Source organism: Sphingomonas ginsengisoli An et al. 2013 (genome assembly GCF_009363895.1).
GTDB lineage: Bacteria > Pseudomonadota > Alphaproteobacteria > Sphingomonadales > Sphingomonadaceae > Sphingomicrobium > Sphingomicrobium ginsengisoli.
This window is the reverse complement of the sequence record NZ_CP045434.1, coordinates 699,006-725,407: the sequence shown is the minus strand read 5'-3', so window position 1 is coordinate 725,407 and position 26,402 is coordinate 699,006. Positions and strand designations below refer to the sequence as shown.

Below are 26,402 nucleotides of genomic sequence, written 5' to 3'. Positions count from 1 at the left end.
CCATCATCGATGGCATCGCCTCCCTTGGCGCCTTTTTGCGCAAGGTTCACGTGCCAGATTGGGAGGGGCCGCTACAAGGCATGGAAAATGTTAAGCAGCGGGCGCATAGGAGCGGTCATATGTTTCGAATCCTGCTGGCCGAAGACGACACTTCGATGCGCGAGTATCTGGCGCGCGCGCTGACCCGCGTCGGTTACGATGTGGCCGCCGTCGGCTGCGGCACCGAGGCGATGCCCCTGCTTGAGCAGGAGCGCTTCGACCTCCTGCTGACCGACATCGTCATGCCCGAGATGGACGGGATCGAGCTGGCGCAGAAGGCGGCGGTGATCGATCCCGCGATCCGGGTGATGTTCATCACGGGCTTCGCCGCCGTCGCGCTGCAAAGCGGCCGCACCGCGCCTGAGGCCAAGCTGCTGAGCAAGCCGTTCCATCTCAAGGACCTCGTCGCCGAGGTCGATCGCATCTTCCAGACCGAAGACCAGCACAGCCGGCTTTAGTGCGCTGACAAGGCTTGCACCCCCGGCCAAGTCCGACTAGGTGCCGCGTCGAGTGGGCGTGTAGCTCAGTGGTAGAGCACTGTGTTGACATCGCAGGGGTCGCAAGTTCAATCCTTGCCACGCCCACCATTTTTCCATCTTTCCTATTCGCCGAGCCGAGCCGAGCCGAGCCGAGCCGAGCCGAGCCGAGCCGAGCCGAGCCGAGCAGAGCCGAGCTGAAGCGAGCGTCGTAGCGCCCGCTCGGGCGGCGGTCGGGCATCAACTATTCGGCTGGCACCAGGCTCGGCTCGCCTCCGCCTGAGCGCGGCGCCTGCCGCCAGCGGGCGCTGCGTTCGGCGAGGCTGCGGCAGACCACGTAGAACGTGGGCGTGAAGATCAGCCCGAAGGCAGTCACTCCGATCATCCCGAAGAAGACCGCGGTGCCCAATGCCTGGCGGAGCTCGGCGCCGGCGCCCTTTGCTACCAGCAGCGGCAGCGAGCCGAGGATGAAGGCGAAGCTGGTCATCAGGATCGGCCGCAGGCGGTCGCGGGCGGCGCGGACGGCCGCTTCGATCGGCGACATGCCCGCCGCCTCGTCCTGCTGGGCGAACTCGACGATCAGGATCGCATTCTTGGCGGCCAGCGCGATCAGCACCACCAGGCCGATCTGGGTCAGCACATTGTTGTCCATGCCGCGGAGGGTCACGCCAGCCATTGCCGCCAGCAGGCACATCGGCACGATCAGGATGATCGACAGCGGAAGCACCAGGCTCTCGAACTGCGCCGCGAGCACAAGGAAGATGAACAGGACGGCCATGGCGAACACCAGCCCGGCCGTGCTTCCGGCGGCCTTCTGCTGATAGGCAATGCCGGTCCACTCGGTGTGGAAGCCGGCGGGCAGGACCTCGGACGCAATCCTGTCCATCGCATCGAGCGACTGGCCAGACGAATATCCGGGCGCGGTGTCGCCGTCGATCTCGACCGCTGGGAAGCCGTTGTAGCGTGAGACGCGATAGGGGCCGGTGCGGTCCTCGAAGGTCGCGACCGAGCCGATCGGGACCATCGCGCCCGAGTTCGAGCGGGCGCGGAGGTTGGCGATGTCGGATTCGCTCGCCCGATAGGGGGCGTCGGCCTGCGCGGTGACGTGGTAAGTGCGGCCGAGCAAGTTGAAATCGTTGACGAAGGCCGAGCCGAGATAGACCTGGAGCGCCTCGAAAATCCGCTCTGGCGGCACGCCGAGCAGGTCGGCCTTTGTCCGGTCGATGTCGGCAAACACCCGCGGCGTGTTGATGTCGAACAGCGTGTAGACCTGCTTGAGGCCTGGGGTCTGATTGGCCTTGCCGATGATCCCCCACGACAGGCCCGACAATTGCTGGAAGCTGTGACCGCCGGTATCCTGAACGATCATCCGATAGCCGCCGGCCGAGCCGATGCCTTGGATCAGCGGCGGCGGGACGATCAGCAGCCGCGCCTCGTTGATGTCGCCGGTGCGCTTCTGCGCCTCGGTCATGATGTCCGCGAGCTTGACGCCGAGCTTCTCGCGCTCGGCGAACGACTTGAGCGGGATGTAGGCGGCGGCGGCGTTGGGCGCCTGGGTCTGCGAGGCGCCGTCGAAGCCGGCGAGCATCACCGCGCCCTCGACGCCCTTGATCGGCAGGATCCGGTCGACGACCTTGCGCATCACCGCGTCGGTCCGCTCGAGTGACGAGCCGGGCGGGAGCTGGATGACGGTCAGAAAGTAGCCCTGGTCCTGCGCGGGGATGAAGCCGGTGGGCGTTATCGTGAACAGCCCGACGGTGGCCGCGATCAGCACCGCATAGGCAGCCATCATCCGCTTGGGCGCGCGCACCAGCCGGGCGGTCAACGCCGCGTAACGCTCGCTGAAATGCTCGAACGCGCGGTTGAAGCGGTCGCCGGCCGCAGCCGCCAGCGCGACCAGCCGATTGCTCGGCGCGACATGGCTGTGCGGGCGGAGCAGCAGCGCTGCCAGCGCCGGCGACAGGGTCAGCGACAGGAGCAGCGAAATGAGCGTGGCGGCCGAGATGGTCACCGCGAACTGGTGGTAGAAGGCGCCCGACAGGCCGTTGAGGAAAAGCGTCGGCAGGAACACCGCGCACAGCACCAGCACGATCGCGACCAGCGCGCCGGCGACCTCGTCCATCGAGGTACGCGCGGCCTCGAGCGCGCTCATCCCTTTGGCGAGATTGCGTTCGACATTTTCGACCACGACGATGGCGTCGTCGACCACGATGCCGATCGCCAGCACCAGCCCGAACAGCGACAGGCTGTTCAGCGAATAGCCGACCAGCTCTAGCACCGCGAAGGTCCCGATCAGCGAGACGGGAATCGCAACCACCGGGATCACCGCCGCGCGCCAGCGCTGGAGGAAGACGATGATCACCAGCACCACCAGCCCGATCGCCTCGAGCAGGGTGTGGCCGACGGCGTCGATCGACTGGGCGATGAACTCGGTCGGGTTGTAGATGACCTTATACTCGAGGCCGGGCGGAAAGGACTTGGACGCCGCCTTCATCTCGTTCTGGACCGCCGCTGCAGCCGCCAGCGCGTTCGAGCCGGGCCGCTGGAAAACGCCGAGCAGCACCGTCGGCTGACCCGACAGATAGGTGTTGGAGGCGTAATCGGCCGCCCCGAGCTCGACCCGGGCGACATCGGACACGCGGACCTGGCGGCCGTCAGAGTCGCTGCGGATGACGACGTTGGCGAATTGCTGCGGGTCGGTCAGCCGACCCTGGGTCTCGACATTGAGCTGGTAAGCGCTGCCCGTGGCGTAGGGCGGCTGGCCGAGCGTGCCGGCGGCAACCTGGACGTTCTGCGCCTGCAGCGCCGCGACGATCTCGCCGGCGGTCAGGTTCAGGGCGGCGGCGCGGTCGGGATCGATCCACACCCGCATGGCATAATCGCGCGAGCCGAACAGCTGGACGTCGCCGACCCCGTCAAGCCGCGCGATGCGGTCGCGGATCTGGCTCAGCGCGTAATTGGACATGTAGCCGCGATCGAGCTTGTTGCCCGGTGAGACGAGGTTCACGACCATCAGGAAGTCGGGCGACGTCTTGCGGGTGACGATGCCGAGCCGCTGCACTTCTTGCGGCAGCCGCGGCGCGGCGATCGCGACGCGGTTCTGGACGAGCACCTGCGCGGCGTTGAGGTCGGTGCCCTGCTTGAACGTCACCGTTATGGTCAGGCGGCCGTCGCCGGTCGACTGCGACGACATGTAGAGCATGTTGTCGACGCCGTTGATTTCCTGCTCGATCGGCGCCGCCACCGTCGAGCTGACCGTCTCGGCCGAGGCGCCGGGATAGCTGGCGTTCACCGTCACCGTCGGCGGCACGATGTCGGGATATTGCGACACCGGCAGCGCGAAATAGGCGATGCCGCCCATCACGGTGATTAGCACCGCAATGACCGCCGCGAAGATCGGCCGCGTGATGAAGAAACGGGATAGGCGCATGACGAAGGCTCCACGCCCGGAGGCGTTGGGTGAACGGGAAGGAGAGTTTCGGTGCTAGCGGGAGAAGGTCGCGGTGCCGGAGACCGGCGCCACCGGGCCTGGCGCGGGGGGCGCGGCCGCGGGGGCGATCGTGCTCATCCGGACCTTGACCCGGGTGCCCGGCATCGCGAGCTGCGCGCCGTCGACCACCACATGATCGCTGGGGCTGAGCCCCGAGCGGATGACGCGCAAGCCGTCGATCAGCGGTCCGACCGAGACCGGGTGCGGCGACAGGTTGCCGTCGCCGTCGACCACGGTCACGACCTTGCGCGCCTGATCCGTCGTCACCGCCGCGTCGGGCACGAGCAGCGCGCTGACCGGCGCGCCCGAGGCCAGGCGAAGGTTGCCGAACATCCCCGGGGTCAGGAACTGCCCGCCGTTGTTCACCACCGCGCGGAGGCGAATGGTGCCCGAGCGCGTGTCGAGGCCGTTGTCGGTGAACTCAAGGCGCCCCTTCCAGCGATAGTCGGTCTCGTCCTGCAGGCGGATGGCGACTTCGGTCGGCGCCTGGCCGGTCTCACGTGCCCGCCGCGCTTTGAGGAACAGCGCCTCGGACGCGTCGAAGGCGAAATAGATCGGGTCGAGCGCGTTGATGGTGGTCAGCAAGGTCGCCTCGCTGCCAGTGGCGCCGCCCGCGACCAGATTGCCCGGATCGATCCGGCGGTCGGAAATCCTCCCGGTGATCGGCGCCCGCACCTGGGTGAAGCCGAGGTCAAGTTCGCGCGAGCGCACCCGCGCCTGCGCGGCGGCGAGCTCGGCCTGCGCGGCCTGGACCTTGGCCCGCAGCCGGTCGATATCGGCGCGCGACACGAAGCCTTTGGCGACCAGCGCGTCGGACCGCGCCAGCTCGGCATTGGCGAGCGCGAGATCGCTGCGGGCACCGGCGACGGCGGCGCGAGCCTCAGCCACCGCCGCGGCGAACGGCCGCGGGTCGATGGTGAAGAGCAATTGGCCTTGGCGGACCACCGCGCCGTCCGTGAAGTGAACGCCAATGATGGCGCCCGAGACGCGCGGCCGCACCTCGACCGCACGGCTGGCTTCGAAGCGGCCGCTGTAATCATCCCACTCGGCGATCGAGCGGATGAGCGGAGTCGCGGCGGTCACCGTCACCGGCGGCGGTGCCGCCGGAGCGGCCGAGCCGCCGCTACGCGCCAGCAACAGGCCACCCGCGAGGGCGACGGGAAGCGCGCCGAGCGCAACTTTCTGCCGCGTCGACCAGCGCCGGAGGCCGGCGGGCGGGGGAACCCTTTCGAGCGTCTCCTCGCGGGGAGGTGTGGTCGGGGCATTCATCGACGATAGCTCCCGCGGCGGCGGCGCGACTGCTGATGGCTTTTGGCGATGCTGAGCTGGATGAGTTCATACTGGTCGAGCGTGAAACCGGCATCGGTGAAAGCGCGCAGCTCATCGCCCGGCACTTTCCAGCGATTGCGCCAGACGTGGACGGAAACGCGGCGCAGGGCCTCGAGCCGCGGATCGGCAAGCCGATTGGGGCGGGCGAGGCCGAACAAACTCTCGAGCGCGGCGGCGATGCGCCCGGGCTCGCGCAGGCTGGCGAGGCTGTCGCGCTCGGCCAGCGCGACGATCGACCACTCGAGCGCGGACAGGCGCGCTTCGGGGACAATGCTGACGCGCTCGACCGGCACCACCTTGGGGGCGACAGCGGGGAGGACGGTGGGGCGGGGGGCGGGCAAAGCGGTGATGGGCAGGCTGGCCATGGGATTGTTCCTGTTCGGCGGGCAAGGCTCGACCGATCGCCGCGGCCGGGGCCGGCGGACGGAGGTCGAAACGGAGGTTTGGCGGGCGCGGACCGGACATCCCCGGCGTCAAAAAAGACGTCGGCGATGAGCGAGCCGCTGGTGAGTGATGCTAGACGCCCCTAGCGGGCGTCAGACGGATCCACAGTACAGAGTTTGAGCATCGGCGCTTCTCTCGACGATTGTTCTATACTGAGCGGTATATAAACGCGGAGGGCGGCGGTCAAGGGTTTTGTACCGCTTGGTAGAAAACTTTTTTGGCTATTTGCCGGGCCATATGGCGATCGTGGTCCTGACGACCTCGGCCAGCTGTTCCTTCGTCGCGCCATTGCCGGCCTGCACGGACATGCCCTGGAGTACGGCCAGGAGATAATTGGTGATGCCCGCGACGTCGGTATGCGCCGGCAGATCGCCGTCGGCCTTCGCCTGTTCCATTCGCTGGAGAATAGCCTGATGCGACGATGCCCGGCGCGCCTGAAGGTCGGCTTTGACCGATTCGGCTTCCGCGCCGCAGGTCACTGAGCTGATCACTCGGAGGCAACCGCGCGGCTCGCATTCACTGGTCTGCGTCGCCAGCGCGCCGCTGAGCAGCCGGTGGGCGACTTCGCGCGAAGTCGGCGCGGCGAGTGCCTCACCGATATAAGCGAGCTTCTCGGATTCGTAGAGGTCGAGCGCCTTGCGAAACAGCGACTCCTTGTTGCCAAAGGCGGCATAGAGACTCGGGCGGGTGATCCCCATCGCCTCGGTCAGATCGGTCAGCGAGGTGCCTTCATAGCCCTTTTGCCAAAACACGCGTAGCGCTGCCGCCAACGCATCGTCGACGTCGAATTCGCGGGGACGACCCTTGCAGGCCCGTTGCAGAAGCGCTTCCATATCGATCGGTATATAATGGCTAAGTGGTTGATGTCCAGAGTCCTTCCCGGCCGGGGCGCCGACAGTGCCAAGCTATGCTGGAGCGCCTGGCCCGGGTATCCCGGGCGACGTCGTCCGACCATCGCCGGTCGGTCCCTGCCGCCCGCCCGTCGAAGGTCATGCACCGGTCACCCGACGTTCACCCCTTTTTGGTGTAGCGACGCGGCCATGACCCGTTTTCTCCTGACCGGCGGCGCCATTGCCGCGCTCGCAATCCCCATTCATGCTCAGACCACTCCGGCACCCGCGCCAGCTCCAGCTCCAGCTCCAGCTCCAGCTCCAGCTCCAGCGGAGGGGCCCGCAACGACGGCCGCCCCAACTTCGACCACGGCGCCGGTGACCACTGCTGCGCAGGTTCCCTCCGCCAGTTCTTCCACCGCCGTCGACGACGAAGAGGGCGAGGAAGTGACGGTGATCGGGCGCCGCGATCCGACCGCGGTGATCGGCGACATTCCGCCTGAAAATACGCTCACCTCGCGCGACATTCGGGCCTACGGCGCCAGCAGCGTCGCCGAGCTGTTGCAGCAATTGAGCCCGCAGCTCGGCAGCATCCGCGGACGCGGCGGCGAGCAGCCGGTGGTGCTGCTCAACGGCCGGCGGATCTCGGGCTTCCGCGAAATCCGCGATCTGCCGCCCGAGGCGATCCTCCGCCTCGACATCCTGCCCGAGGAAGTCGCACTCAAATATGGCTACAGTGCCAACCAGCGGGTCGTGAACATCGTGCTTCGCTCGCGTTTCCGCTCGACCTCGGTGCAGGCGCAGGGAACCGTCCCGACCGCGGGCGGCAACAGCAGTGGCCAAGCTGACGTGACGCGGCTTCAGATCGGCAAGACCAGTCGCACCACCCTTAACGCGCACGTTGAGGGCAATAGTGCCATCACCGAAAATGAGCGGCTGATTATGCTCAGCGGCCCCGGACCAGATCCGCGGCCGTATCGCACGCTAGTGGGCTCGCAGGAGTTGGCGCGCGTCGGGGGGACGCACAATTTCAGTATCGGCAAGGCCTCGGCGACAGTTGATGGGCAGGTGCAGCAGCAGAGCGGTGACAATCTCCTCGGACCATCGCTGATCGTCCCGGGAGTCGGCCTCGACCGGCACAGCAACACGCTTTCGGGTCAGCTCAACTTCGCCCTCAACGGCAATCAGGACGATTGGCGATGGTCGTTCACGGGCGGCTATCAGGCGGCGCGGACGACCACCGAGACCGACCGCGAAACGGCGGCGCTCACGGGCTACACCGACAATGCCCGGGTCAATACGCAGACCGGCAACATCGACGCGGTGCTTAACGGCAGCCTGTTCAAGCTGCCGGCGGGCGAGCTGGCAGTGACGCTCAAGGCCGGGGCCGACGCCGAGAGTATCTCCAGCCGCTCGTCCCGCCAGGGCGTGGCAGTCGATCCGACCCACTTCACGCGCCAGTCGGTCAACGCCGGCTTCAGCGTGGATATGCCGCTATCGCGTCGCCGCTCGGATTTCGACGCGCTCGGCAATCTAACCCTCAACCTGAATGGCAATGTCGAGCACCTGTCCGACGTCAAGTCGCTCAACACCATCGGTGCGGGGGTTAACTGGTCGCCCTCCGTCCCGTTCAATTTCATCCTCAGCTACACCCGCGACGAGTCTGCTCCGACGCTCGACCAGCTTGGTGACCCGCAACTCGTCACGCCGGCCACCCGCGTGTTCGACTTCGTCACTGGAACGACCGTACTGGCCGACGTGGTAAGCGGCGGCAATCCGGCGCTGACGCCCGACCGCCGCAACGTCACCAAGTTCGGCGTGACCTGGAAGCCATGGGCCGAAAAGGACATCAACCTACGCGCCGATTACAGCCATACGCGGTCGAGCAACGTCATCAGCGATTTCCCGGGCGTGACCGCGGCGGTGCAGAGTGCGTTCCCGGACCGGATTACGCGCGACCCGGTCACCGGTACGCTGCTGCGGGTGGATGTGACGCCGGTGAACCTCTACCGCGCTAGCCGGGACGAGCTGCGCTGGGGGATCAACTTCTCCAAGCCCCTGACGTCGGCACGGCCGACCCAAGCCGTGATAGACGCCTTCCGCAAGCAATTCGGACTGCCGCCAGGCGGTGGGCGGCCCGGCGCAGGTGGGCCGCCAGGTGGCGGCCGAGACGGCGGGGGCGGCGGTGGACGCGGCGGCGGCGGCGGCAACTTCCGCCAGGGCGGGCGCCTGCAATTCTCATTGTACCACACCTGGGTGTTCCGCGATGACGCGCAGATTGGTCCGGGTGGGCCGATCCTGAGCTACCTTAACGGTGAACTTGTCAGTGGCGGCTTCCAGCCGCGTCACAAGCTCGAAGCCGAGGGCGGCTATTTCAATAATGGCCTGGGCTTGCGGCTGTCGGGAACCTGGCAGAATGGCGGCGACGTCCAGAGCGGCACCAGCAATCTACGCTTCTCGCCGCTCGCGCAGCTCAACATTTCGGCATTCGCCAATCTCGGGGAGAGGCCCGACCTGGTGCTCAAGCATCCCTGGCTGCGCGGGGTTCAATTCCGCCTTGGCGTCAATAACCTGTTCGATTCCAAGCAGCAGGTCCGCGACAATCTTGGGGCCATCCCGTTCAACTATCAGCCCGACCTGCTCAATCCGGCCGGACGGACCGTCTCGATCAGCTTGCGGAAGCTGTTCCTGCCGCCACCCTCCTTCTTCCGTCGCGCCGCGGCGGATGGCGGCGGAGCGCGCTAGCGACCGACGATTCGGTGGGGCAGGGGCGGCGGCGCGCTTGCCCCCACCGGATCGCACGGGCAGGATGGCGGCCTCATCAGAAGGGGAGTGCCGATGTCCGCGCGTGTCTGGCTGTTGCCGTTGTCGCTTGTCACTGCCAGTCCGGCTGCTGCGCAGATCGTCAATGCCGCGCCGGCGGAGCTTGCGGCCAACCCCGTCATCACCCTCGTCATAAGCGAGCAATTGCGCACCGCGCCGGACCAGGCGACGTTGACAATCTCCACCGAGGGGCGGGCACCCAAGGCGACCGATGCGCTGGCGGAGAACCGGATCAAGACCGAGGCGCTGCTCGGCGCCATCCGCCGCGCGGGTATCGCCGACAAGGACGTGCAGACCCAGGGCATCTCGCTCAACGCCGATTACGTCTACGAAAATGTTGGCGGGGTCGGGCGCCAGCGCTTCAACGGCTACATCGCCAGCAACAGTGTGCGCATCAAGACCCGTAACCTCGATCGCCTGACCGCGCTGCTCGATACGTTGACCAGCGCCGGTGCGACCGGGATCAGCGGGCCCTATTTCGAGATTGCCGACCCCCTGCCGATCCGCGCCCGGGCACGGACGCAGGCGATGGCGCGAGGCGTGGCCGAGGCGACCGAATATGCCCGCAGCGCCGGCTTCGCGAAGGTCAGCCTGCTTACGGTGCAGGAGGGTGTTTCCTACCGCGCTAGCGAAATCGTGGTGACCGGCAGCCGCCTCCGGGCCGGCGCTCCTCCGCCGCCGCCGCCGCCGGCTCCCGAGCGCGATAGCATCGCGCCCGGCCAGATCGAGACGGGCGTCACGCTGACCCTGCAATATCGGATGGAGCGCTGACGGCATCACCCGGGCACGATTGCGACGAATTCATCTCGAGCCGCCGCCTCCAAATCGTCCCTCCATCGTTGAGTGGGCAAAGGAGTGATTATGGCCGACGGCGCGGAGCGAACGAGCGATCAGGTGCAGACGGTGAACCCGGCGACGGGTGAACCGGGCAAGAGCTACCAATCAAATTCCTTGGACGAGGCGCGGGCGGCGGCGCGGGCGGCCAAGGCGGCCCACCAGGCGTGGCGCCGGACGAGCTTCGCCGACCGGGCGGCGGTCATGCGCCGAGCGGCGGGGCTGCTGCGCGAGCGGGAGGGCGATTATGCCGCGCTGATGACCGCCGAGATGGGCAAGACCTTGACCGAGGGCCGCGCCGAGATCGAGAAGTGCGCTTTCCATTGCGACTGGTTCGCCGATCATGCCGAGCATTACTTGGCCGAGGAGCCGGTCGATCTCGGCACCGATGCAGAAGCGTTCGTCACCTTCAATCCGATTGGCGTCGTGCTGGCGGTGATGCCGTGGAACTTCCCCTTCTGGCAGGTGATCCGCTTCGCCGCCCCGGCGCTTATGGCGGGGAATGGTGCGCTACTCAAACATGCCAGTAACGTGCCTGGCTGCGCCTTGGCGATCGAGCAGGTGCTGCACGATGCCGGAGTGCCCAAGGACCTGTTCCGGACGCTGATCCTGCCGAGCAAGGAGGTCGCCGCGCTGATCGAGGACGAACATGTCGCGGCGGTGACGCTGACCGGCAGCGTGCCGGCGGGGAAGAGCGTCGCTACCGCCGCGGGAGGTGTGCTCAAGAAGTGCGTACTCGAGCTTGGCGGGTCGGACGCCTACGTCGTGCTCGAGGATGCCGACGTGGCGGCTGCGGCAAAAGTCGCGGCGACCGCGCGGATGGTCAACGGCGGGCAGAGTTGCATCGCCGGCAAGCGCTTCATCGTGGTCGAGGCGATCAAGCCCGCCTTCGAGCAGGCGCTGGTCGAGGCGATGCGCGGGTTTACAATGGGCGATCCGACACAGGAAGCCACCAAGCTCGGGCCGATGCAGAGCGTCGCGGCGCGGGACGAGATCCACGAGCAGGTGGAAAAGAGCGTGGCGCACGGCGCCCGGCTGCTACTCGGCGGTGAGAAGCCCGACCAACCCGGGGCCTGGTATCCGGCGACGGTCCTAACCGACGTCAAGGCCGGGCAGCCGGCGCATGACGAAGAGGTATTCGGACCGGTCGCGGCGATCATCTCGGCCAAGGACGAGGCGGACGCCATTGCCATCGCCAATGCCAGCGAATTCGGTCTTGGCTCGGGCGTGCTAACCGGCGACCTCGCGCGCGGGCGGCGGATCGCGGCGGAAGAGCTCGAAGCGGGGATGAGCTTCGTCAACGAGAACGTCCGTTCGGACAGCCGAATGCCATTCGGCGGCGTCAAGCATTCGGGCTACGGCCGCGAGTGCGCCGCCTTCGGCATTCGCGAGTTCGTTAACATCAAGGCGGTGCACGTGAAGCCGCTTGAAATCACCAAAACGTCGTAGGTTTGTAGTACGGTCGGATCGTAGTACTAGTTTTTAGGGGTGGCTGCCGGCGGACCCCGAACTACCCTTGGCCGCGATGACGACCGACCTTCACCGACTGACCGAGAAGGAAAAGCAGACGCTGCGTCTGATCGTGCGCGGGCACGATGCCAAGTCGACCGCGCGCGAACTCGGCCTTTCGGTGCACACGATCAACGAGCGGCTGCGCGACGCCCGTCGCAAGCTTGCCGTATCAAGCAGCCGCGAAGCTGCGCGCCTGCTCCTCGATCAGGAAGGGGCGGACCCCGAAAAGTTGGGGGACAAGGCTTTGCGGGATGACGAAGTTGCGGAAAGCTCCCCATCCTCTGCCGTCGCCGATCAAGTGGCACCCGACGCACAGCGTCGCGCGCTAGCTTCACGGCTGATCGAAGGAGCGATTGCCATGTCATTGTTGTTCGGACTTTTTCTGCTTGCCGCAGCTCAGCCGTCGTCGCCGGTAACGCTGGCGCCGGCCACCTCCCAGCCGGTCGCCGAAGGCGCAGCCGCGGCCGCCGCCCGCGGCTTCCTCGAGCTGGGCGACGCGGCGCGCTGGCAGGACGCCTATGCCGCGACCAGCACTTCGTTCCGGTCGCTCAACACGCTGCAAAATTGGACCGGCGCGGCTCAAAAGGTACGGGTACCGCTGGGCGCGGTCGTTTCGCGGACCTTTGTTGCCGAGAGTGACGTCCCGGCGCCGCCGGCAGGGGTCCACGTCGTCCAGTATCGGACCCGCTTCGCCAGCGGCCGCGAGGCGATCGAGACGGTTTCGCTCGACCAGGAGCAAGGCGCTTGGAAGGTGGTCGGAATCTACGTTGAGTGAGAAGGGGGAGGGGCTGTCCACCGGGGACGGCCCCTCCTGGATTTCAAAGTCTTACAGGCACGCTTCAAGGTAAGGCTGGTCGAAGCCGTACTGCTTGGCCTTTTCGAGCGTGTAGGGGCGCAGGCCCATCGAACGATATTCGCCGATGATCTTTCCGTCGGCGGTCTCGTCGAGATATTCGAACTTAAACAGCTCCTGGGTGACGATAACCTCGCCCTCCATGCCGATCACCTCGGTGACGTTGGTGGTGCGACGCGAGCCGTCGCGGAGACGCTTCACCTGGACGATGAGGTCGACCGAGTCGGCGATCTGGCGACTGATGGCCTCTTTCGGGATCTTGATGTCGCCCATCATCACCATGTTCTCCATACGCGCGAGGCATTCGCGCGGGGAGTTGGAGTGGAGCGTCGCCATCGAGCCGTCGTGGCCGGTATTCATCGCGGCCAGGAGATCGAACGCTTCCTGACCACGAATCTCGCCCAGGATGATCCGGTCGGGACGCATACGCAGGGCGTTGATGACGAGGTCGCGGATGGTGATCGCGCCTTGGCCCTCAAGATTGGGCGGGCGGGTTTCGAGTGGCAGCCAGTGCGGCTGCTGCAGGCGAAGTTCGGCCGCGTCCTCGATGGTGATCACGCGCTCGCCCGGGTCGATCATCTTCGACAGGGCGTTGAGCATGGTCGTCTTGCCCGAGCCGGTACCGCCCGAGATGATCACGTTCATCCGCGCGGCGCCGGCGATCTTGAGCACGGTCGCCATCTTCTCCGACATCGACCCGAAGCCACGCATCATGTCGAGCGTGATCGGCTTTTCGGAGAACTTACGAATCGAGATGGCGGTGCCGCGCAGCGAGAGCGGCGGGATGATGACGTTGACGCGGCTGCCGTCGGCGAGACGGGCGTCGGCGAGCGGGGTGGTCTGGTCGACGCGGCGGCCGACCTTGTTCACGATCCGCTGGGCGATCTGGAACAGATGCTCCTCATCGCGGAACTGGATTTGCGCGACCTCGAGCTTGCCCTTGCGTTCGACGAAGGTCTGGTCAGGTCCGTTGACCATGATGTCGCTGACCGCCGGGTCGGCGAGCAGCTCTTCCAACGGCCCGAGGCCGAGCAGTTCGTCGACCAGCACCTTCTCCAGCGCGAACTGCTCGCGCCGGTTGAGGTTGATCTTGAGCTCGGCGAGCACCTCGGAAATGATCGGGCGGAATTCCTCGGCCAGCTCGTCCTTGCCGAGCGTGGCGGCGGCTTCCGGGTCGACCCGCTCGAGCAGGCGCGGGAGCACCTGCTCCTTGATCTTGTGGACGCTGGCCTCGAACCCTTCGGTCTTGGACGAAGCGGCATCGCCGCTGCCGTTCATGCGGTTGTTAAGACGATCCATGGCGTCGGCGTTGGCCGGCATGGAGCTGTCGAACGGGGTGGGAACGTCGTCGACCGGTGCGGGTGCGGGCTCGCTGCCGGGACCAGCCTTCATCGGCCGGGCCACGCCGAAGGCGGGGCGTGCTCCCGCTCCGTTCATGCCGCCGCGCTTGCCGAATGCGTTCATTGTTTCACCTGAAATCCGAGAATTCGCGGAGATGGTGAATAAGCGGCAAACTTAAACGAATGGATAATTGGGGAAAACGAACGAAAAAGGGCGCCCCTCGCGGAGCGCCCTTTCGAATCACAACGGACGGATGCGTCAGGCGGTGACGGCGCTTTCGGCGAGGACAGTAAGGCCGTTAGCGCCGACTTCGGCGAAGCCACCGCTGACTTGGATGCGCTCAGGCGTGGCCCCGGCGGTGCGGTAGACCGCCAGCTCGCCGTCGCGGAGCGTGGTCGTGAAGGGCGCGTGGCCGACCATGACCCCGAATTCGCCCTCGCTGCCGGGAACGACGACCATATGGACGTCGGCCGACAGCACCTGCTTCTCGGGCGTGACCAGCTCGAAGTGCAGCTCGGCCATTTAGGCTTCCGCCGCCATCTTCTCGGCCTTGGCGATCGCCTCGTCGATGCCGCCGACCATGTAGAAGGCCGCCTCGGGTAGGTGGTCGTAGTCGCCGTTCACTACCGCCTTGAAGCTGCGCACCGTCTCCTCGACCGCTACGAACTTGCCCGAGATGCCGGTGAAGACCTCGGCGACGTGGAACGGCTGGCTGAGGAAGCGCTGGATCTTGCGGGCGCGGGCGACGGTGAGCTTATCTTCTTCCGACAGCTCATCCATGCCGAGGATGGCGATGATATCCTGCAGCGACTTGTACTTCTGCAGCGTCTCCTGAACGGCGCGGGCTGTCTCGTAGTGCTCCTGACCGACGACCGCCGGGGTGAGCACGCGGCTGACCGAGTCGAGCGGATCGACCGCCGGGTAGATGCCGAGCTCGGAGATAGCGCGCGACAGCGTGGTGGTCGCGTCCAAGTGGGCGAACGAGGTCGCCGGAGCCGGGTCGGTCAGATCGTCCGCGGGGACGTAGATCGCCTGCACCGAGGTGATCGAGCCCTTGTTGGTCGAGGTGATCCGCTCCTGTAGCGCGCCCATGTCGGTCGACAGGGTCGGCTGATAGCCCACCGCCGACGGGATGCGGCCGAGCAGCGCCGACACTTCCGAACCCGCCTGGGTGAAGCGGAAGATGTTGTCGACGAAGAACAACACGTCCTGGCCTTCGACGTCGCGGAAATATTCGGCCTGCGTGAGGCCCGACAGCGCGACGCGGGCGCGTGCTCCCGGCGGCTCGTTCATCTGGCCGAACACGAGGGCGACCTTCGAGCCCTCTGGGGTCGGGTTGCCGTCGGCGTCCTTGGCGATGACGCCGGCGTCGAGGAACTCGTGATAGAGGTCGTTACCCTCGCGGGTGCGCTCGCCGACGCCCGCGAAGACGCTGACGCCGCCGTGGCCCTTGGCGATGTTGTTGATCAGCTCCTGGATGAGCACGGTCTTGCCGACGCCGGCGCCGCCGAACAGGCCGATCTTGCCGCCCTTGGCGTAGGGGGCGAGGAGGTCGATGACCTTGATTCCGGTGACCAGAATGGCGGCTTCGGTCGACTGGTCGACGAAGGCCGGGGCCTGAGCGTGGATCGAGGACTTGAGGTCGCTGCCGATCGGGCCGCGCTCGTCGATCGGCTCACCGATGACGTTCATGATCCGGCCGAGGGTCTTGGGACCGACGGGGACCTGGATCTGCTCGCCGGTGGCCTTGACCACCTGGCCGCGGGTGAGGCCCTCGGTCGCGTCCATCGCGATGGTGCGGACGACGTTCTCGCCGAGGTGCTGGGCGACCTCGAGGACGAGGCGCTGACCGTTGTTCTCGGTCTCGAGCGCCGAGAGGATCGGCGGCAGCTCACCCTCGAACGACACGTCGACGACGGCGCCGATGACCTGCGCGACGCGGCCGGTCAGGTTGCTGGTGGCGCCCGTGGGGGCGATGGTGTCGGCGGCGGTGGCCATGGCTTTGCTTCCTTGCCTTGCTTGGTCGGTTAGAGCGCTTCGGCGCCCGAGATGATTTCCACCAGTTCGGTCGTGATCGCGGCCTGGCGCTGGCGGTTGTAGATGATGCCGAGCTTCTTGATCATGTCGCCGGCGTTGCGGGTGGCGTTGTCCATCGCGGTCATCTGGCTGCCGTAGAAGCCGGCCTGATTCTCGAGAAGGGCACGATAGATTTGCACCGCGACATTTCGCGGCAGAAGCGCGGCGAGGATGTCCTCCTCGTCGGGCTCGTATTCGACCGCGGCCGAGGCGGCGCCGATGCCGGAGTCGTTGGCCGCGGCGGGCTTGACCGGGATGATCTGGTCGACCGTCGGCTCCTGCAGGAGGACCGAGCGGAAGTTCGAGTAAGCGAGGTCGACGACGTCGCACTGGCCCGAGTTGAAGCGGTGCATGACCTCGGCCGCGATCGCCTGCGCGTCGGCATAGGTCGGGTTCTTCATCTCCGACGTGTCGTACTGGCCGACGATCGCCTTGGCGCCGTAAAAGCGCTGGATGACCGGGCGGCCCTTGCGGCCGACGAGGTAGAATTGAACGTCCTTGCCCTGGGCGATCAGCTCATCGGCGGCGCGGCGGACGGCGCGGACGATGTTGGTGTTGAACGCACCGGCGAGGCCGCGGTCAGAAGCGGCGACGACGATCAGGTGACGCTGGTCGCTTCCGGTCCCGGCGATGAGCTTGGGGCTCTGCGGACCGACGGTGATCCGCGAGGCCAGGCTGGCAACCACCTCCGACAGGCGCGCCGAATAAGGGCGGCCATGCTCGGCGTTCGACTGCGCCCGGCGCAGCTTCGCCGCGGCGACCATCTTCATCGCCTTGGTGATCTTCTGCGTCGACTTCACCGAGCCGATGCGGAGTTTCAGGGCCTTGAGACTTGCCATCTGCTTCCTGTCGTCATCCCGGCGGAGGCCGGGATCTCAGCGGGATTCTTGCGGCCAGAGGCCCCGGCCTGCGCCGGGGCGACGGGCGTTTACGCGAACTGGTTGCCGAACGTCGTCAGCGCATCCTTGAGCGCCGCCGCCGTATCGTCGTCGAGCGCCTTGGTGTCGCGGATCTTGGCGAGAACCTCGGGCTTCTCCGAGCGGAGGAAGCTCAGCATCGCGGCTTCGTAGCGGGTGACGTCGCGGGTCTCGACCTTGTCGAGGAAGCCCTGCGTCCCGGCGTAGATCGAGGCGACCTGCTCCTCGACCGGCATCGGCTGATACTGCGGCTGCTTGAGCAGCTCGGTCAGGCGGGCGCCGCGGTTGAGCAGCTTCTGGGTCGAGGCGTCGAGGTCCGATCCGAACTGCGCGAAGGCAGCCATCTCGCGATACTGGGCGAGCTCGAGCTTGATCGAGCCGGCGACCTTCTTCATCGCCTTGGTCTGCGCGGCCGAGCCGACGCGGCTGACCGAGAGGCCGACGTTGATGGCCGGACGGATGCCCTGGTAGAACAGGTCGGTCTCGAGGAAGATCTGACCGTCAGTGATCGAGATGACGTTGGTCGGGATGTAGGCCGACACGTCGCCCGCCTGAGTCTCAATGACCGGCAGCGCGGTCAGCGAACCGTTGCCGTTGGCGTCGTTCATCTTGGCGGCGCGCTCGAGCAGGCGGCTGTGGAGATAGAAGACGTCGCCCGGATAGGCCTCGCGGCCCGGCGGGCGGCGCAGCAGCAGCGACATCTGGCGGTAAGCGACGGCCTGCTTGGAGAGGTCGTCATAAACGATCACGGCGTGCATGCCGTTGTCGCGGAAATATTCGCCCATCGCGCAGCCGGTGTAGGGCGCGAGGAACTGCATCGGGGCCGGCTCCGAGGCGGTCGCGGCGACGACGATGGAATATTCCATCGCGCCATTCTCTTCGAGCGCGCGGACGATCTGCGCGACGGTGGAGCGCTTCTGCCCGACCGCGACGTAGATGCAGTAGAGCTTCTGGCCCTCGTCGTCGCCGGCGTTGGCGGCCTTCTGGTTGATGAAGGTGTCGAGCGCGACGGCGGTCTTGCCGGTCTGGCGGTCGCCGATGATCAGCTCACGCTGGCCGCGGCCGACGGGGACCAGCGCGTCAAGCGCCTTAAGGCCGGTCTGCACCGGCTCGTGGACCGACTTGCGCGGGATGATGCCGGGGGCCTTGACCTCGACGCGGCTGCGCTGCTCGGCGACGATCGGGCCCTTGCCGTCGATCGGGTTGCCGAGTGCGTCGACGACGCGGCCGAGCAGGCCCTTGCCGACGGGAACGTCGACGATAGTGCCAGTGCGCTTGGCGCTCGAGCCCTCGGAGATGTCGGAGTCCGAACCGAAGATCACGACCCCGACGTTGTCGCTCTCGAGGTTGAGGGCCATGCCCTTGGTGCCGTTCTCGAACTCGACCATCTCGCCGGCCTGGACGTTGTCGAGGCCGTGGATGCGGGCGATGCCGTCGCCGACCGACAGCACCTGACCGACTTCGGAGACCTGCGCATCGGCATCGAAGTTCGCGATCTGGTCGCGGATGACGCGGGAGATTTCAGCGGCGCGGATGTCCATGATCAGCCTTTCATAGCCGTGGCTAGAGTGTTCAACTTGGTGCGGATGGAAGCGTCGATCATCTGGCTGCCGAGCCGGACGACGATGCCCCCGAGGATGGCGGGATCGACCTTGCTGTCGATAGTGACCTCACGCCCGGCGCGAGCGCGCAGGCTGGCCTTCAAGGCAGCGACCTGGTCGTCGTCGAGCGGGCGGGCAGTAGTGACTTCGGCGGTCGTCTCGCCGCGATGATCGGCGGCGAGCCGCTCGAACAGGCGGACGATCTCGGGCAGCTGACGCAGACGACCGTTGCCCGCCACGACACCGAGGAAATTGGTCGTGGTGGGATCGAGCTGAAGCGAGCCGGCGGTGGCGGCGATCGCCTTGGCGGCGTCCTTTCGCTGGATCAGCGGCGAGGAGATGAGCTCCTTTAGGTCGGCCGACTGGGCGAGCGCGTCCTTCAAGGTCTTGAGGCTGGTCGAGACCGCGTCGATCTTCCGCTCGTCGCGAGCCAGTTCGAACAGGGCCGAGGCATAGCGACCTGCTAAGCTTGCCCGAATGCCGCCGGATGTCTCCACGCGCCTGTAAGCTCCGAAAAAGATATGCAAAGCGGGGCGCCGCGACTGGTGAAAACCGCACGCCCCCGCTGGGTTGCGAGGCCCCTAGCAGCGCCTCCCCAGCGATGCAAGGCGGCTAGAGATGGAGCGCGAGGAAGCGGGTGAAGGGGCTTGGCGGATAGCCCCCAAAGGCTTCGGTTTCGACGAAGCCGGCCCGGTCGTAGAGTGCGTTGGCCGCGGCGAACTCGGGGCCGGTCCCGGTTTCGAGCAACAGGCGTTGGTAGCCGCGCTGGCAGGCTTCGGCGACGATGGCGCGCAGCAAGGCTGCGGCGACCCCGCGCCGGAGGGCAGCGGACGCGGTGCGCATCGACTTGATCTCGCCCTCGGTCGGACTGAGCGCCTTGAGCGCACCGACGCCGAGCAATCGGCCGTCCTCACGCGCGGAGAGGAACAGGATGTCGGGGCGGTCGAGCGCGGTGGCGGGAAGGACGTGGCACGCATCGGCGGGCGAATGTCCGCGCATCGCGGCGACGTGGAGGTCGAGCAGCGCCTGGACGTCGGGGGCCGCCAGCTCGCCGCGATGGATGGTGATCGCCATAGCGGTCGCCTAGCCAAGGTGGCGGAATCCGACGAGGTGAAGGTTTGACCGCAAGTTTCGGGAAGGCGGCGAGGGCTCGGTGCTGGCAGGAGAGGGACATGACCTACCGCATCACCGGGCTCGACCCCGCCGCCTTCGCCCCGCTGCATCTCCTCTCCGATGCCGAGCTCGCCGAGCGAGAGATCGTCCGGATGACGGTCACGCAATGTCCTGATGCGCCGTGCCGTATCACGCTCGACGACGTATTGGTGGGCGGGGAGGTGCTGCTGCTCAACCACCAGAGCGTGGCGAGCGGACCGTATCGCACCTCGCACGCGATCTTCGTCAGCGAGGCCCAGCAGGCGGCCAGCTATCGCGACACAGTCCCGCCGGCGCTGGCCCGGCGGGTGCTGTCGCTGCGGGCGTTCGATGCCGCGCATGACATGCGGCAGGCGGTGCTGGCCGCGCCCGGCGAGGCAGATGCGAAGCTGACGGCGCTTCTGGCCGACCCCGAAACCGCCTATATCCATGCCCATTATGCGACCCGCGGCTGCTTCGCCGCGCGGGTGGAGCGAGACTGAGCATGGTCGACGAACAACTCGCCTGGCAGGCGTTCGAAGAACGCAGCCGCCGGTTCGACGGTCAATTCGTCGGCGCGGTTGTCACCACCGGCATTTATTGCCGGCCATCCTGTCCGGCCCGACGGCCCAAGCGCGAAAACGTCCGCTTCTTCGAATCGGGCGCAGAGGCCGCCGCCGCCGGCTTTCGCGCCTGTCTCCGCTGTCGACCCGACGCGGTCACCCGGGACGAGCAGGCGGTGGCCGAGGCGGTAGCGCTGCTCGACCGGGCCGAGGAACCGCTGCGGCTCGAACCCTTGGCGGCGCAGGTCGGCTATGCGCCGCACCATTTCCAACGCCTGTTCACCCGGCAGATCGGCCTGTCGCCCGCGGCTTATGCGCGCGCCGTGCGACGCAAGCGTGCCGAGCAGGCTCTCGAGGAGACCGATACCGTGACCGAAGCGATCTACGAAGCGGGCTATTCGGCTCCGAGCCGGTTCTACGAGGAAGCGGGCAGCCAGCTCGGCATGACCCCGTCGGCATGGCGCGACGGCGGCCGCGGCGAAACGATCCGTTGGGCGGTTGCCGACAGCGCGGTGGGCAAGCTGCTGGTCGCGGTGACCGATCGCGGAATTTGCCGGTTGACGTTCGACGAGAGCGTCGACGCACTCAAGCGGCGCTTTCCCAACGCGGACCTGGTTCACGACCCCGATGCGCCGCTGATCAACGCGGCGCTGGCGGCGGTGGCCGAGCCCGCGCGGCGCCACGACCTGCCGCTCGACGTCAGCGGCAGCGCCTTCCAGCAGCGGGTGTGGGCCGAACTGCGCAAAATACCGCCGGGCGAAACCCGTAGCTATGCCGACATCGCCGCCGCGGTCGGCCAACCGGGGGCGGTGCGCGCGGTGGGGACGGCCAACGGCGCCAACCCGGTCGCGGTGGTGGTACCGTGCCACCGCGTGGTGCGCTCCGACGGTAGCTTGGGTGGCTACGCCGGCGGGCTCGACCGCAAGCGCCAGCTGCTCAAGGCCGAGGGGATCGAGCTCGAGGCGCCGACGCTGCTCTAGTCGGTGCGCGCCCAACCCGGCGCGGCGGGCTCGAGCCGGGCAAGGATGCGTTCCGCCCAATCGCGATAGGCGGCCTGTTTCTCCGGCCCGAGGCGGTGCCAGGTGGCATATTGATTGCGAAGGCGGTGATTGGCCTTGAGCCGTTGCTCGTGGCGAGCGAGGAAGTCCCAGTAGAGCGCGTTGAAGGGGCAGGCGCGGGGACCGACTTTCTTCTTCACGTCGTAGACGCAGTTGCGGCAATAATCGCTCATCCGGTCAATGTAGGCGCCCGAGGCGGCATAGGGCTTGGTCGCGATGTGGCCGCCGTCAGCCCACTGGCTCATGCCGATGACGTTGGGATGCTCGACCCACTCGTACGCGTCGGCGTAGACCACCAGGAACCAGTCGCTGATCGCCTTTGGGTCAATCCCGGCGAGCAGCGCGAAGTTGCCGAGCACCATCAACCGCTGGATGTGGTGGGCATAGGCGTGGTCGTGGGTGGTGCGGACGCACTCCGACATACACTTCATGTCGGTCTCGCCGGTCCAGTAGAACTCGGGCAGCGGACGATTGGCGCCGAGCGCATTGGCGTCGCTCAAGCCCGGCATCTCGCGCCAGTACATCCCGCGCATATATTCGCGCCAACCGAGGATCTGGCGGATGAATCCCTCGGCGGCGTTAAGCGGAGCATGGCCGGCGCGAAAGGCGGCTTCCGCCCGGCGGCAGGCGTCGAGCGGGTCGAGCAGGCCGCAATTGAGCGAGGTCGAGATGGCGGCATGGAACATCCAGTCCTCGCCGACCAGCATCGCATCCTGGTAGGTGCCGAAAAGCGGCAGGCGGCGGGTGATGAATTCGTCGAGGCGCGCCTCGGCTTGGGCCGCGGTCACCGGGAGGCTGAAGCTTTCGACGCGGCCGAAATGCTTCGAGAAGCGGCGCTCGACGAGGGCGATGACCTCGTCGGTCATGGCGTCGGGGGGAAAGGGTTCGATGGACGGAAAGTTCGACTGCGTAGGCGGGCCTTCGCGGTTGAATTTGTCGTAATTCCACTGGCCGCCGGTCGGCTTGCCATTCGACTCGATCAGCAGCCCGGTGCGACGGCGCATCTCCCGGTAGAAATATTCCATCACGGGATGCTCGGTCTCGCCGGCCCAGGCGAAGAAGTCGGGCAGCGGGCAGATGAAGCGGTCGTCGGCGAGGATCTCGACCGGAACGCCCAAGCTTTTCTGCCAGCGTTCGAGCGCTTGCTGGACGCGCCATTCGCCGGCCTCGACGACGCGGATCGCCTCGGCGGCATGGCGGTCGAGCGCACGGCGGACCTCGCCGGTGAAGCTACCGGTGTTCCCCTCGTCCTCGAGCTGAACGTAGTCGACCGTCCAGCCGCGCTCGCGAAGTTCGGCCGCGAAGTGGCGCATGGCCGAGAAAATCAGGATGATCTTGTGCGGGTGATGGCGGACGTATCGCGTTTCCTCGACCACCTCCATCAGGAGCACGACCGTTTCGCCGGGGTCGACGTTGCGGAGCGAGGCGAGGCCGTGGCTGAGCTGGTCGCCGAGGACGGGAATGAGAAGCTTGGGCATGGATTGCAGGGCTAACGCGTCGCTCGACTGAACGGCTCACGCCAGCTGGACCTTCGGCTCGGCGAAAACGGGCGCCGGTCGTGCTTGCGTTGCAGGGCGCAGTGCGCATCATTTGCGGCCGGGGCGAGGGCCGGGGGCTCTCGCGAGGTTGGGGTCCAGTTTTCGATGCGTTTGGGTGCAGCGCTGGCCGCGGTGGCGGCCATGGCGATGGTTGGCGGACCAGCGAATGCCGTCAGCCGGATCGTCTATCCGATCTCGATGCGGCTGCTGGCCCCGCACAATATCGAACGGTCACGCTGGGGCGTCGCCCCGCTGCAATGGGATCAGGGCTTGGCCGAAGCGGCGGATGGCTATGCCGCCGAGCTGGCGCGCACCAATCGCTGGCAGCATAGCGCCAAGGCCAGCCGCCAGGGGCAGGGCGAGAACCTGTGGATGGGCAGCCATGGCGCGTTCAGTCCCGAGCAAATGGTCGGGCGCTGGCTGAGCGAAGGCGGCGCCTATCGCCGGGGCGTCTTTCCGCAAGTCAGTCGGACCGGACACTGGTCGGACGTCGGCCATTTCACGCAAATCATCTGGCGTCAGACCACCAGGGTCGGTTGCGCGATCCGCTCGAACGGGCAGTGGGACTATCTCGTCTGCCGCTACTCTCCGCACGGCAATGTCGACGGGCGGGTCGCCGCCTAGGCCTTTAGAGAAAGCTGTACGGGTCGACGTCGACCGCGACCCGGACCTTCGCGCCCCATTCGACCCCGGCAAGCCAGTCGCGGATGACGTCCTGGACGTCGAGGCTGCGCGCGGCGTGGACCAGGAGCCGGTAGCGGTGGCGGCTGCGCAGCATGGCGAGCGGGGCGGGGGCAGGGCCAAATACCGCCATGCCTTCGATGGCGGGTGCGGCGCGGCCGATGCGACGGGCGACGGCCTCGGCCTCTTCCTTGTCCTCGCTCGAGATGATCAGCGCGGCGAGGCGGCCGAACGGCGGCATCGCGGCCTCGCGGCGGCTTTCAGTCTCTGCGGCGACGAAGCTGTCGGCATCGCCACTGACCAGCGCGGCGATCACCGGCGCCTCCGGATCGTGGGTCTGGACCAGGACGCGACCGGGCTTCTCACCGCGCCCGGCGCGGCCGGCGACCTGCGCGATCTGCTGGAAGCTGCGCTCGGCGGCGCGCAGATCCCCGCCCTGAAGGCCGAGGTCGGCGTCGACCACGCCGACCAGCGTGAGGTTGGGAAAGTGATAGCCTTTGGTGACGAGCTGGGTCCCAATCACGATGTCGATCGCGCCCGCTTCCATCGCTGCGACAAACTCGGCCGCCTTGACCGGCGACCAGATGGTGTCGCTGGTGACGAGCGCGGTCCGGGCTTCGGGAAAGAGCGCCTGCACTTCATCGGCGATCCGCTCGACCCCAGGACCGCAGGCGACCAGGCTGTCCTCGTCGCCGCATTCGGGGCACAGCCGGGGCGGTGGCATGACGTGGCCGCAATGGTGGCAGGCCAGCCGATGCATCAGCCGATGCTCGACCATCCAGGCCGTGCAGTTGGGGCATTGAAAGCGATGGCCGCAGGTCCGGCAGAGCGTCAGCGGAGCAAAACCGCGGCGGTTTAGAAACAGCAGCGACTGCTCGCCCGCTTCGAGGTTGGCGGCGAGCTCGGCGACCAGGGTCGGCGCCAGCCAGCGTCCGCGCGGAGGCGGGTCCTGGGTGAGATCGATCGCTGACAGATGCGGCAGGCGGGCGCCGGCAAAGCGGCTGGCGAGCTTGACCTCGCGGTAGCGGCCGAGCTCGACCATGTGACGAGTCTCGATCGCGGGCGTGGCCGAGGACAGCACCACCGGGATGTTCTCGAAGAAGCCGCGCATCACCGCGACGTCGCGGGCGTGATACTGGACGCCATCCTCCTGCTTGAAGCTCGGTTCATGCGCTTCGTCGACGACGATCAGGCCGAGGTCGGCATAAGGCAGGAACAAAGCGGAGCGGGCACCGATCACGACCTTGGCCTCGCCGCTGGCGATGGCGCGATAGTCACGGCGGCGCTGGGACGAGCGGAGGCCCGAGTGCCAGGCGGTCGGGGTACAACCGAAGCGCGCCTCGAAGCGCTTGAGGAACGGTTCTGTGAGCGCGATCTCGGGGAGGAGAATGAGCGCCTGGCGACCTTGCCGCACCGCCTCGGCGATCGCTTCGAAATAGACTTCGGTCTTGCCCGAACCAGTCACTCCGTCGAGCAACACCGGATCGAAACCTTGGCCGACCGCGGCGACCAAGCTGGCGGCGGCGTCGGCCTGCTCGGAGTTGAGGTCGGGCGCAGCGAAATCCGGGTCGGGACAGCCCACCGGCTTGTCGGCATCGACCAGCACCGGCTCGAGCGCGCCAGCGTTGACGAGACCGCGGAGCACGGCGTCGCTGACCTCGGCATGCGCGGCGAGTTCGCGGATCGTGCCTTGCCGGCCTTCGAGCTGCTCGAGCGCGGTACGGCGCTGCGGGGTCAAGCGATCGGGCAGGAGGCCGGTCGGCCGGTATTCGACCAGCTGGCGCTGATCGTGCAACGCGTAGGAAGATGGCAGCACCATCCGCAGCACGGCGGCCAGCGGACTGAGGTAATAATCCGCGGTCCATTCGCACAGGCGACGGAGGGCGGGAGCGACGACCGGCTGGTCGAGGACCGAGGTCAGATAGCGCAGCCGATTATCGCCGACCTCGTCAGTCGGCAGCCGTTCGGGCTCCCACACCACGCCGATCATCGGCCGCGGCCCGAGCGGCGCGACGACGACCTGACCGGGCGCGGCATCAACCCCGTCGGGAACGCGATAGTCGAGCGGCCCCAGCGCAGCGTTCAGGGTGACAATGCGGACGCGGCGGACGGACATGCCGGGGCGACTTGGGGAAAGCAGACCCCGCTGGCAAGCGCGACAGCGGGGTTCAGCCGGTCAGCGCGGCTCCGCTCAGTCCGCTCACCATCTCGGCACCCCAGAAGCGGACCGTGAAGAACCAGGTTGCCAGAACAACGAAGGCGGAGGCCGCTAACAACACCGCTGCGGTTGCCCAATCGATGACACTGCCACGACGATTGTCGCGCCGCCGCGACCGAATGAACAGTTCGGCAGCGGCCAAGTTCGGGAGAAAAAAGAAGACATCCATGACGAGATCGAAGCCGCCACGGAAATTGTGCGTGTGACCGGCATGGCCGACCGTCATAAACCACAATCCATATTCCATCCGGTACAGCCACGAGCCGACGACCAGCGCGAAAAGGCGGATGGCCCAGGCACGGTGGCGCTCCACCAGGCGCGCCCGGGCAAAGCGATAGGTGTTCGCCGCGGCCACGATCATCAGCGCACCGTAAAGACCGAAGCCGGCGCTCATGGCCGGGCCTCCAACGGTGCCTCCGGCAAGGATGAATGCAAGTCCACCTGCTCCGGCCAGAGCGGCCGACGCAACGTATAGGCGACCCAGCCAGCGATGGAGCCACGGCCACCGCTCCCGGACAGCGGCAACCAGTTGGACCGGGCCGAGGATCAGTAGCAGCCCGCCAGCGGCGAAATGGGCGCCGATACCGGCAGTGGCGGCCGGCAGTTGAGGTCGGTAGAGCGCCGACACCGACCGTTCCAGCGCTCAAG

The 26,402-nt window shown here is 67.0% G+C and carries 22 protein-coding genes and 1 tRNA gene; 9 read left to right on the top strand and 14 right to left on the bottom strand.

Going from position 1 to position 26,402, the window contains the following annotated elements; all coding sequences use genetic code 11:
* Positions 1–119 precede the first annotated feature (119 nt).
* Together cpdR and GCU42_RS03450 are read left to right on the top strand one after the other, a co-directional pair.
* Entirely contained in the window at positions 120–497 is a 378-nt protein-coding gene (cpdR, locus tag GCU42_RS03455) for a cell cycle two-component system response regulator CpdR (RefSeq protein WP_114229017.1), read from the top strand.
* A gap of 54 nt (positions 498–551) precedes the next feature.
* Positions 552–626, top strand: a tRNA-Val gene (locus tag GCU42_RS03450).
* A gap of 133 nt (positions 627–759) precedes the next feature.
* Here the strand turns inward: GCU42_RS03450 and GCU42_RS03445 are convergent.
* From GCU42_RS03445 to GCU42_RS03430, 4 genes are all read right to left on the bottom strand, one after another.
* Positions 760–3,945 (bottom strand): efflux RND transporter permease subunit, encoded by a 3,186-nt coding sequence (locus tag GCU42_RS03445; protein ID WP_114229018.1) that lies wholly within the window; start codon positions 3,943–3,945, stop codon positions 760–762.
* A gap of 54 nt (positions 3,946–3,999) precedes the next feature.
* Complete coding sequence (locus GCU42_RS03440) at positions 4,000–5,274, bottom strand: efflux RND transporter periplasmic adaptor subunit (protein ID WP_114229019.1); 1,275 nt, start codon at positions 5,272–5,274, stop codon at positions 4,000–4,002.
* Positions 5,271–5,699, bottom strand: a complete 429-nt coding sequence (locus GCU42_RS03435; RefSeq protein WP_114229020.1) for a hypothetical protein — start codon at positions 5,697–5,699, stop codon at positions 5,271–5,273. Before GCU42_RS03435 ends, GCU42_RS03440 begins: the two co-directional genes overlap by 4 nt.
* 300 nt (positions 5,700–5,999) lie before the next feature.
* Positions 6,000–6,611 (bottom strand): TetR/AcrR family transcriptional regulator, encoded by a 612-nt coding sequence (locus GCU42_RS03430; RefSeq protein ID WP_114229021.1) that lies wholly within the window; start codon positions 6,609–6,611, stop codon positions 6,000–6,002.
* 375 nt (positions 6,612–6,986) lie between these two features.
* Here GCU42_RS03430 and GCU42_RS15215 point away from each other — a divergent pair, with 375 nt between their 5' ends.
* The 4 genes from GCU42_RS15215 (at position 6,987) to GCU42_RS03405 (ending at position 12,552) form a co-directional block, all read left to right on the top strand.
* Positions 6,987–9,353, top strand: a complete 2,367-nt coding sequence (locus tag GCU42_RS15215) for a TonB-dependent receptor plug domain-containing protein (protein WP_205215025.1) — start codon at positions 6,987–6,989, stop codon at positions 9,351–9,353.
* Positions 9,354–9,446: 93 nt separating this feature from the next.
* Positions 9,447–10,202, top strand: a complete 756-nt coding sequence (locus GCU42_RS03415; protein WP_114229022.1) for an SIMPL domain-containing protein — start codon at positions 9,447–9,449, stop codon at positions 10,200–10,202.
* A gap of 90 nt (positions 10,203–10,292) precedes the next feature.
* Entirely contained in the window at positions 10,293–11,714 is a 1,422-nt protein-coding gene (locus tag GCU42_RS03410; RefSeq protein WP_114229023.1) for an NAD-dependent succinate-semialdehyde dehydrogenase, read from the top strand.
* A 76-nt stretch (positions 11,715–11,790) separates the two neighbouring features.
* On the top strand, positions 11,791–12,552 hold the full coding sequence (locus GCU42_RS03405; RefSeq protein ID WP_114229052.1) for a helix-turn-helix domain-containing protein: 762 nt from the start codon (positions 11,791–11,793) through the stop codon (positions 12,550–12,552).
* A gap of 51 nt (positions 12,553–12,603) precedes the next feature.
* Here the strand turns inward: GCU42_RS03405 and GCU42_RS03400 are convergent, their stop codons facing one another.
* The 7 genes from GCU42_RS03400 to GCU42_RS03370 all read right to left on the bottom strand — a co-directional run bounded on the left by GCU42_RS03400 (position 12,604) and on the right by GCU42_RS03370 (position 19,639).
* On the bottom strand, positions 12,604–14,094 hold the full coding sequence (locus tag GCU42_RS03400) for a TadA family conjugal transfer-associated ATPase (RefSeq protein WP_205215026.1): 1,491 nt from the start codon (positions 14,092–14,094) through the stop codon (positions 12,604–12,606).
* Positions 14,095–14,229: 135 nt separating this feature from the next.
* Positions 14,230–14,493 carry an ATP synthase F1 subunit epsilon gene (locus tag GCU42_RS03395; RefSeq protein ID WP_114229024.1) on the bottom strand — a complete coding sequence of 88 codons (264 nt, stop codon included), beginning with the start codon at positions 14,491–14,493 and terminating at the stop codon, positions 14,230–14,232.
* A complete protein-coding gene (gene atpD / locus GCU42_RS03390) occupies positions 14,494–15,969 on the bottom strand; it encodes a F0F1 ATP synthase subunit beta (RefSeq protein ID WP_114229025.1) in 1,476 nt (491 codons plus the stop codon).
* 29 nt (positions 15,970–15,998) lie between these two features.
* Positions 15,999–16,886, bottom strand: coding sequence for a F0F1 ATP synthase subunit gamma (locus tag GCU42_RS03385; RefSeq protein WP_114229026.1), 888 nt, complete (start codon positions 16,884–16,886; stop codon positions 15,999–16,001).
* Positions 16,887–16,975: 89 nt separating this feature from the next.
* Positions 16,976–18,505, bottom strand: coding sequence for a F0F1 ATP synthase subunit alpha (gene atpA, locus GCU42_RS03380; protein ID WP_114229027.1), 1,530 nt, complete (start codon positions 18,503–18,505; stop codon positions 16,976–16,978).
* Between the two features lie 2 nt (positions 18,506–18,507).
* Positions 18,508–19,062: a F0F1 ATP synthase subunit delta gene (locus tag GCU42_RS03375; protein WP_114229028.1), complete on the bottom strand. Its 555-nt coding sequence runs from the start codon at positions 19,060–19,062 to the stop codon at positions 18,508–18,510.
* Positions 19,063–19,177: 115 nt separating this feature from the next.
* On the bottom strand, positions 19,178–19,639 hold the full coding sequence (locus GCU42_RS03370; RefSeq protein ID WP_114229029.1) for a GNAT family N-acetyltransferase: 462 nt from the start codon (positions 19,637–19,639) through the stop codon (positions 19,178–19,180).
* A gap of 98 nt (positions 19,640–19,737) precedes the next feature.
* On the opposite strand from GCU42_RS03370, the gene GCU42_RS03365 reads away from it, so the two are divergent.
* Positions 19,738–20,199, top strand: a complete 462-nt coding sequence (locus GCU42_RS03365; protein ID WP_114229030.1) for a DUF1203 domain-containing protein — start codon at positions 19,738–19,740, stop codon at positions 20,197–20,199.
* Between the two features lie 2 nt (positions 20,200–20,201).
* Positions 20,202–21,239 carry a bifunctional DNA-binding transcriptional regulator/O6-methylguanine-DNA methyltransferase Ada gene (ada, locus tag GCU42_RS03360; protein ID WP_114229031.1) on the top strand — a complete coding sequence of 346 codons (1,038 nt, stop codon included), beginning with the start codon at positions 20,202–20,204 and terminating at the stop codon, positions 21,237–21,239.
* Here ada and GCU42_RS03355 read toward each other — a convergent pair.
* Positions 21,236–22,795: a cryptochrome/photolyase family protein gene (locus tag GCU42_RS03355; protein WP_205215027.1), complete on the bottom strand. Its 1,560-nt coding sequence runs from the start codon at positions 22,793–22,795 to the stop codon at positions 21,236–21,238. The genes ada and GCU42_RS03355 overlap by 4 nt on opposite strands.
* Positions 22,796–22,960: 165 nt before the next feature.
* On the opposite strand from GCU42_RS03355, the gene GCU42_RS03350 reads away from it, so the two are divergent.
* The gene (locus tag GCU42_RS03350) at positions 22,961–23,479 is read left to right on the top strand and encodes a CAP domain-containing protein (protein ID WP_240309575.1); all 519 of its coding nucleotides are present in this window, start codon (positions 22,961–22,963) and stop codon (positions 23,477–23,479) included.
* Between the two features lie 4 nt (positions 23,480–23,483).
* Here GCU42_RS03350 and GCU42_RS03345 read toward each other — a convergent pair whose 3' ends face one another.
* Positions 23,484–25,652: a primosomal protein N' gene (locus GCU42_RS03345; RefSeq protein ID WP_114229033.1), complete on the bottom strand. Its 2,169-nt coding sequence runs from the start codon at positions 25,650–25,652 to the stop codon at positions 23,484–23,486.
* Between the two features lie 52 nt (positions 25,653–25,704).
* Complete coding sequence (locus GCU42_RS03340) at positions 25,705–26,382, bottom strand: DUF2306 domain-containing protein (RefSeq protein ID WP_205215028.1); 678 nt, start codon at positions 26,380–26,382, stop codon at positions 25,705–25,707.
* Positions 26,383–26,402 lie beyond the last annotated feature (20 nt).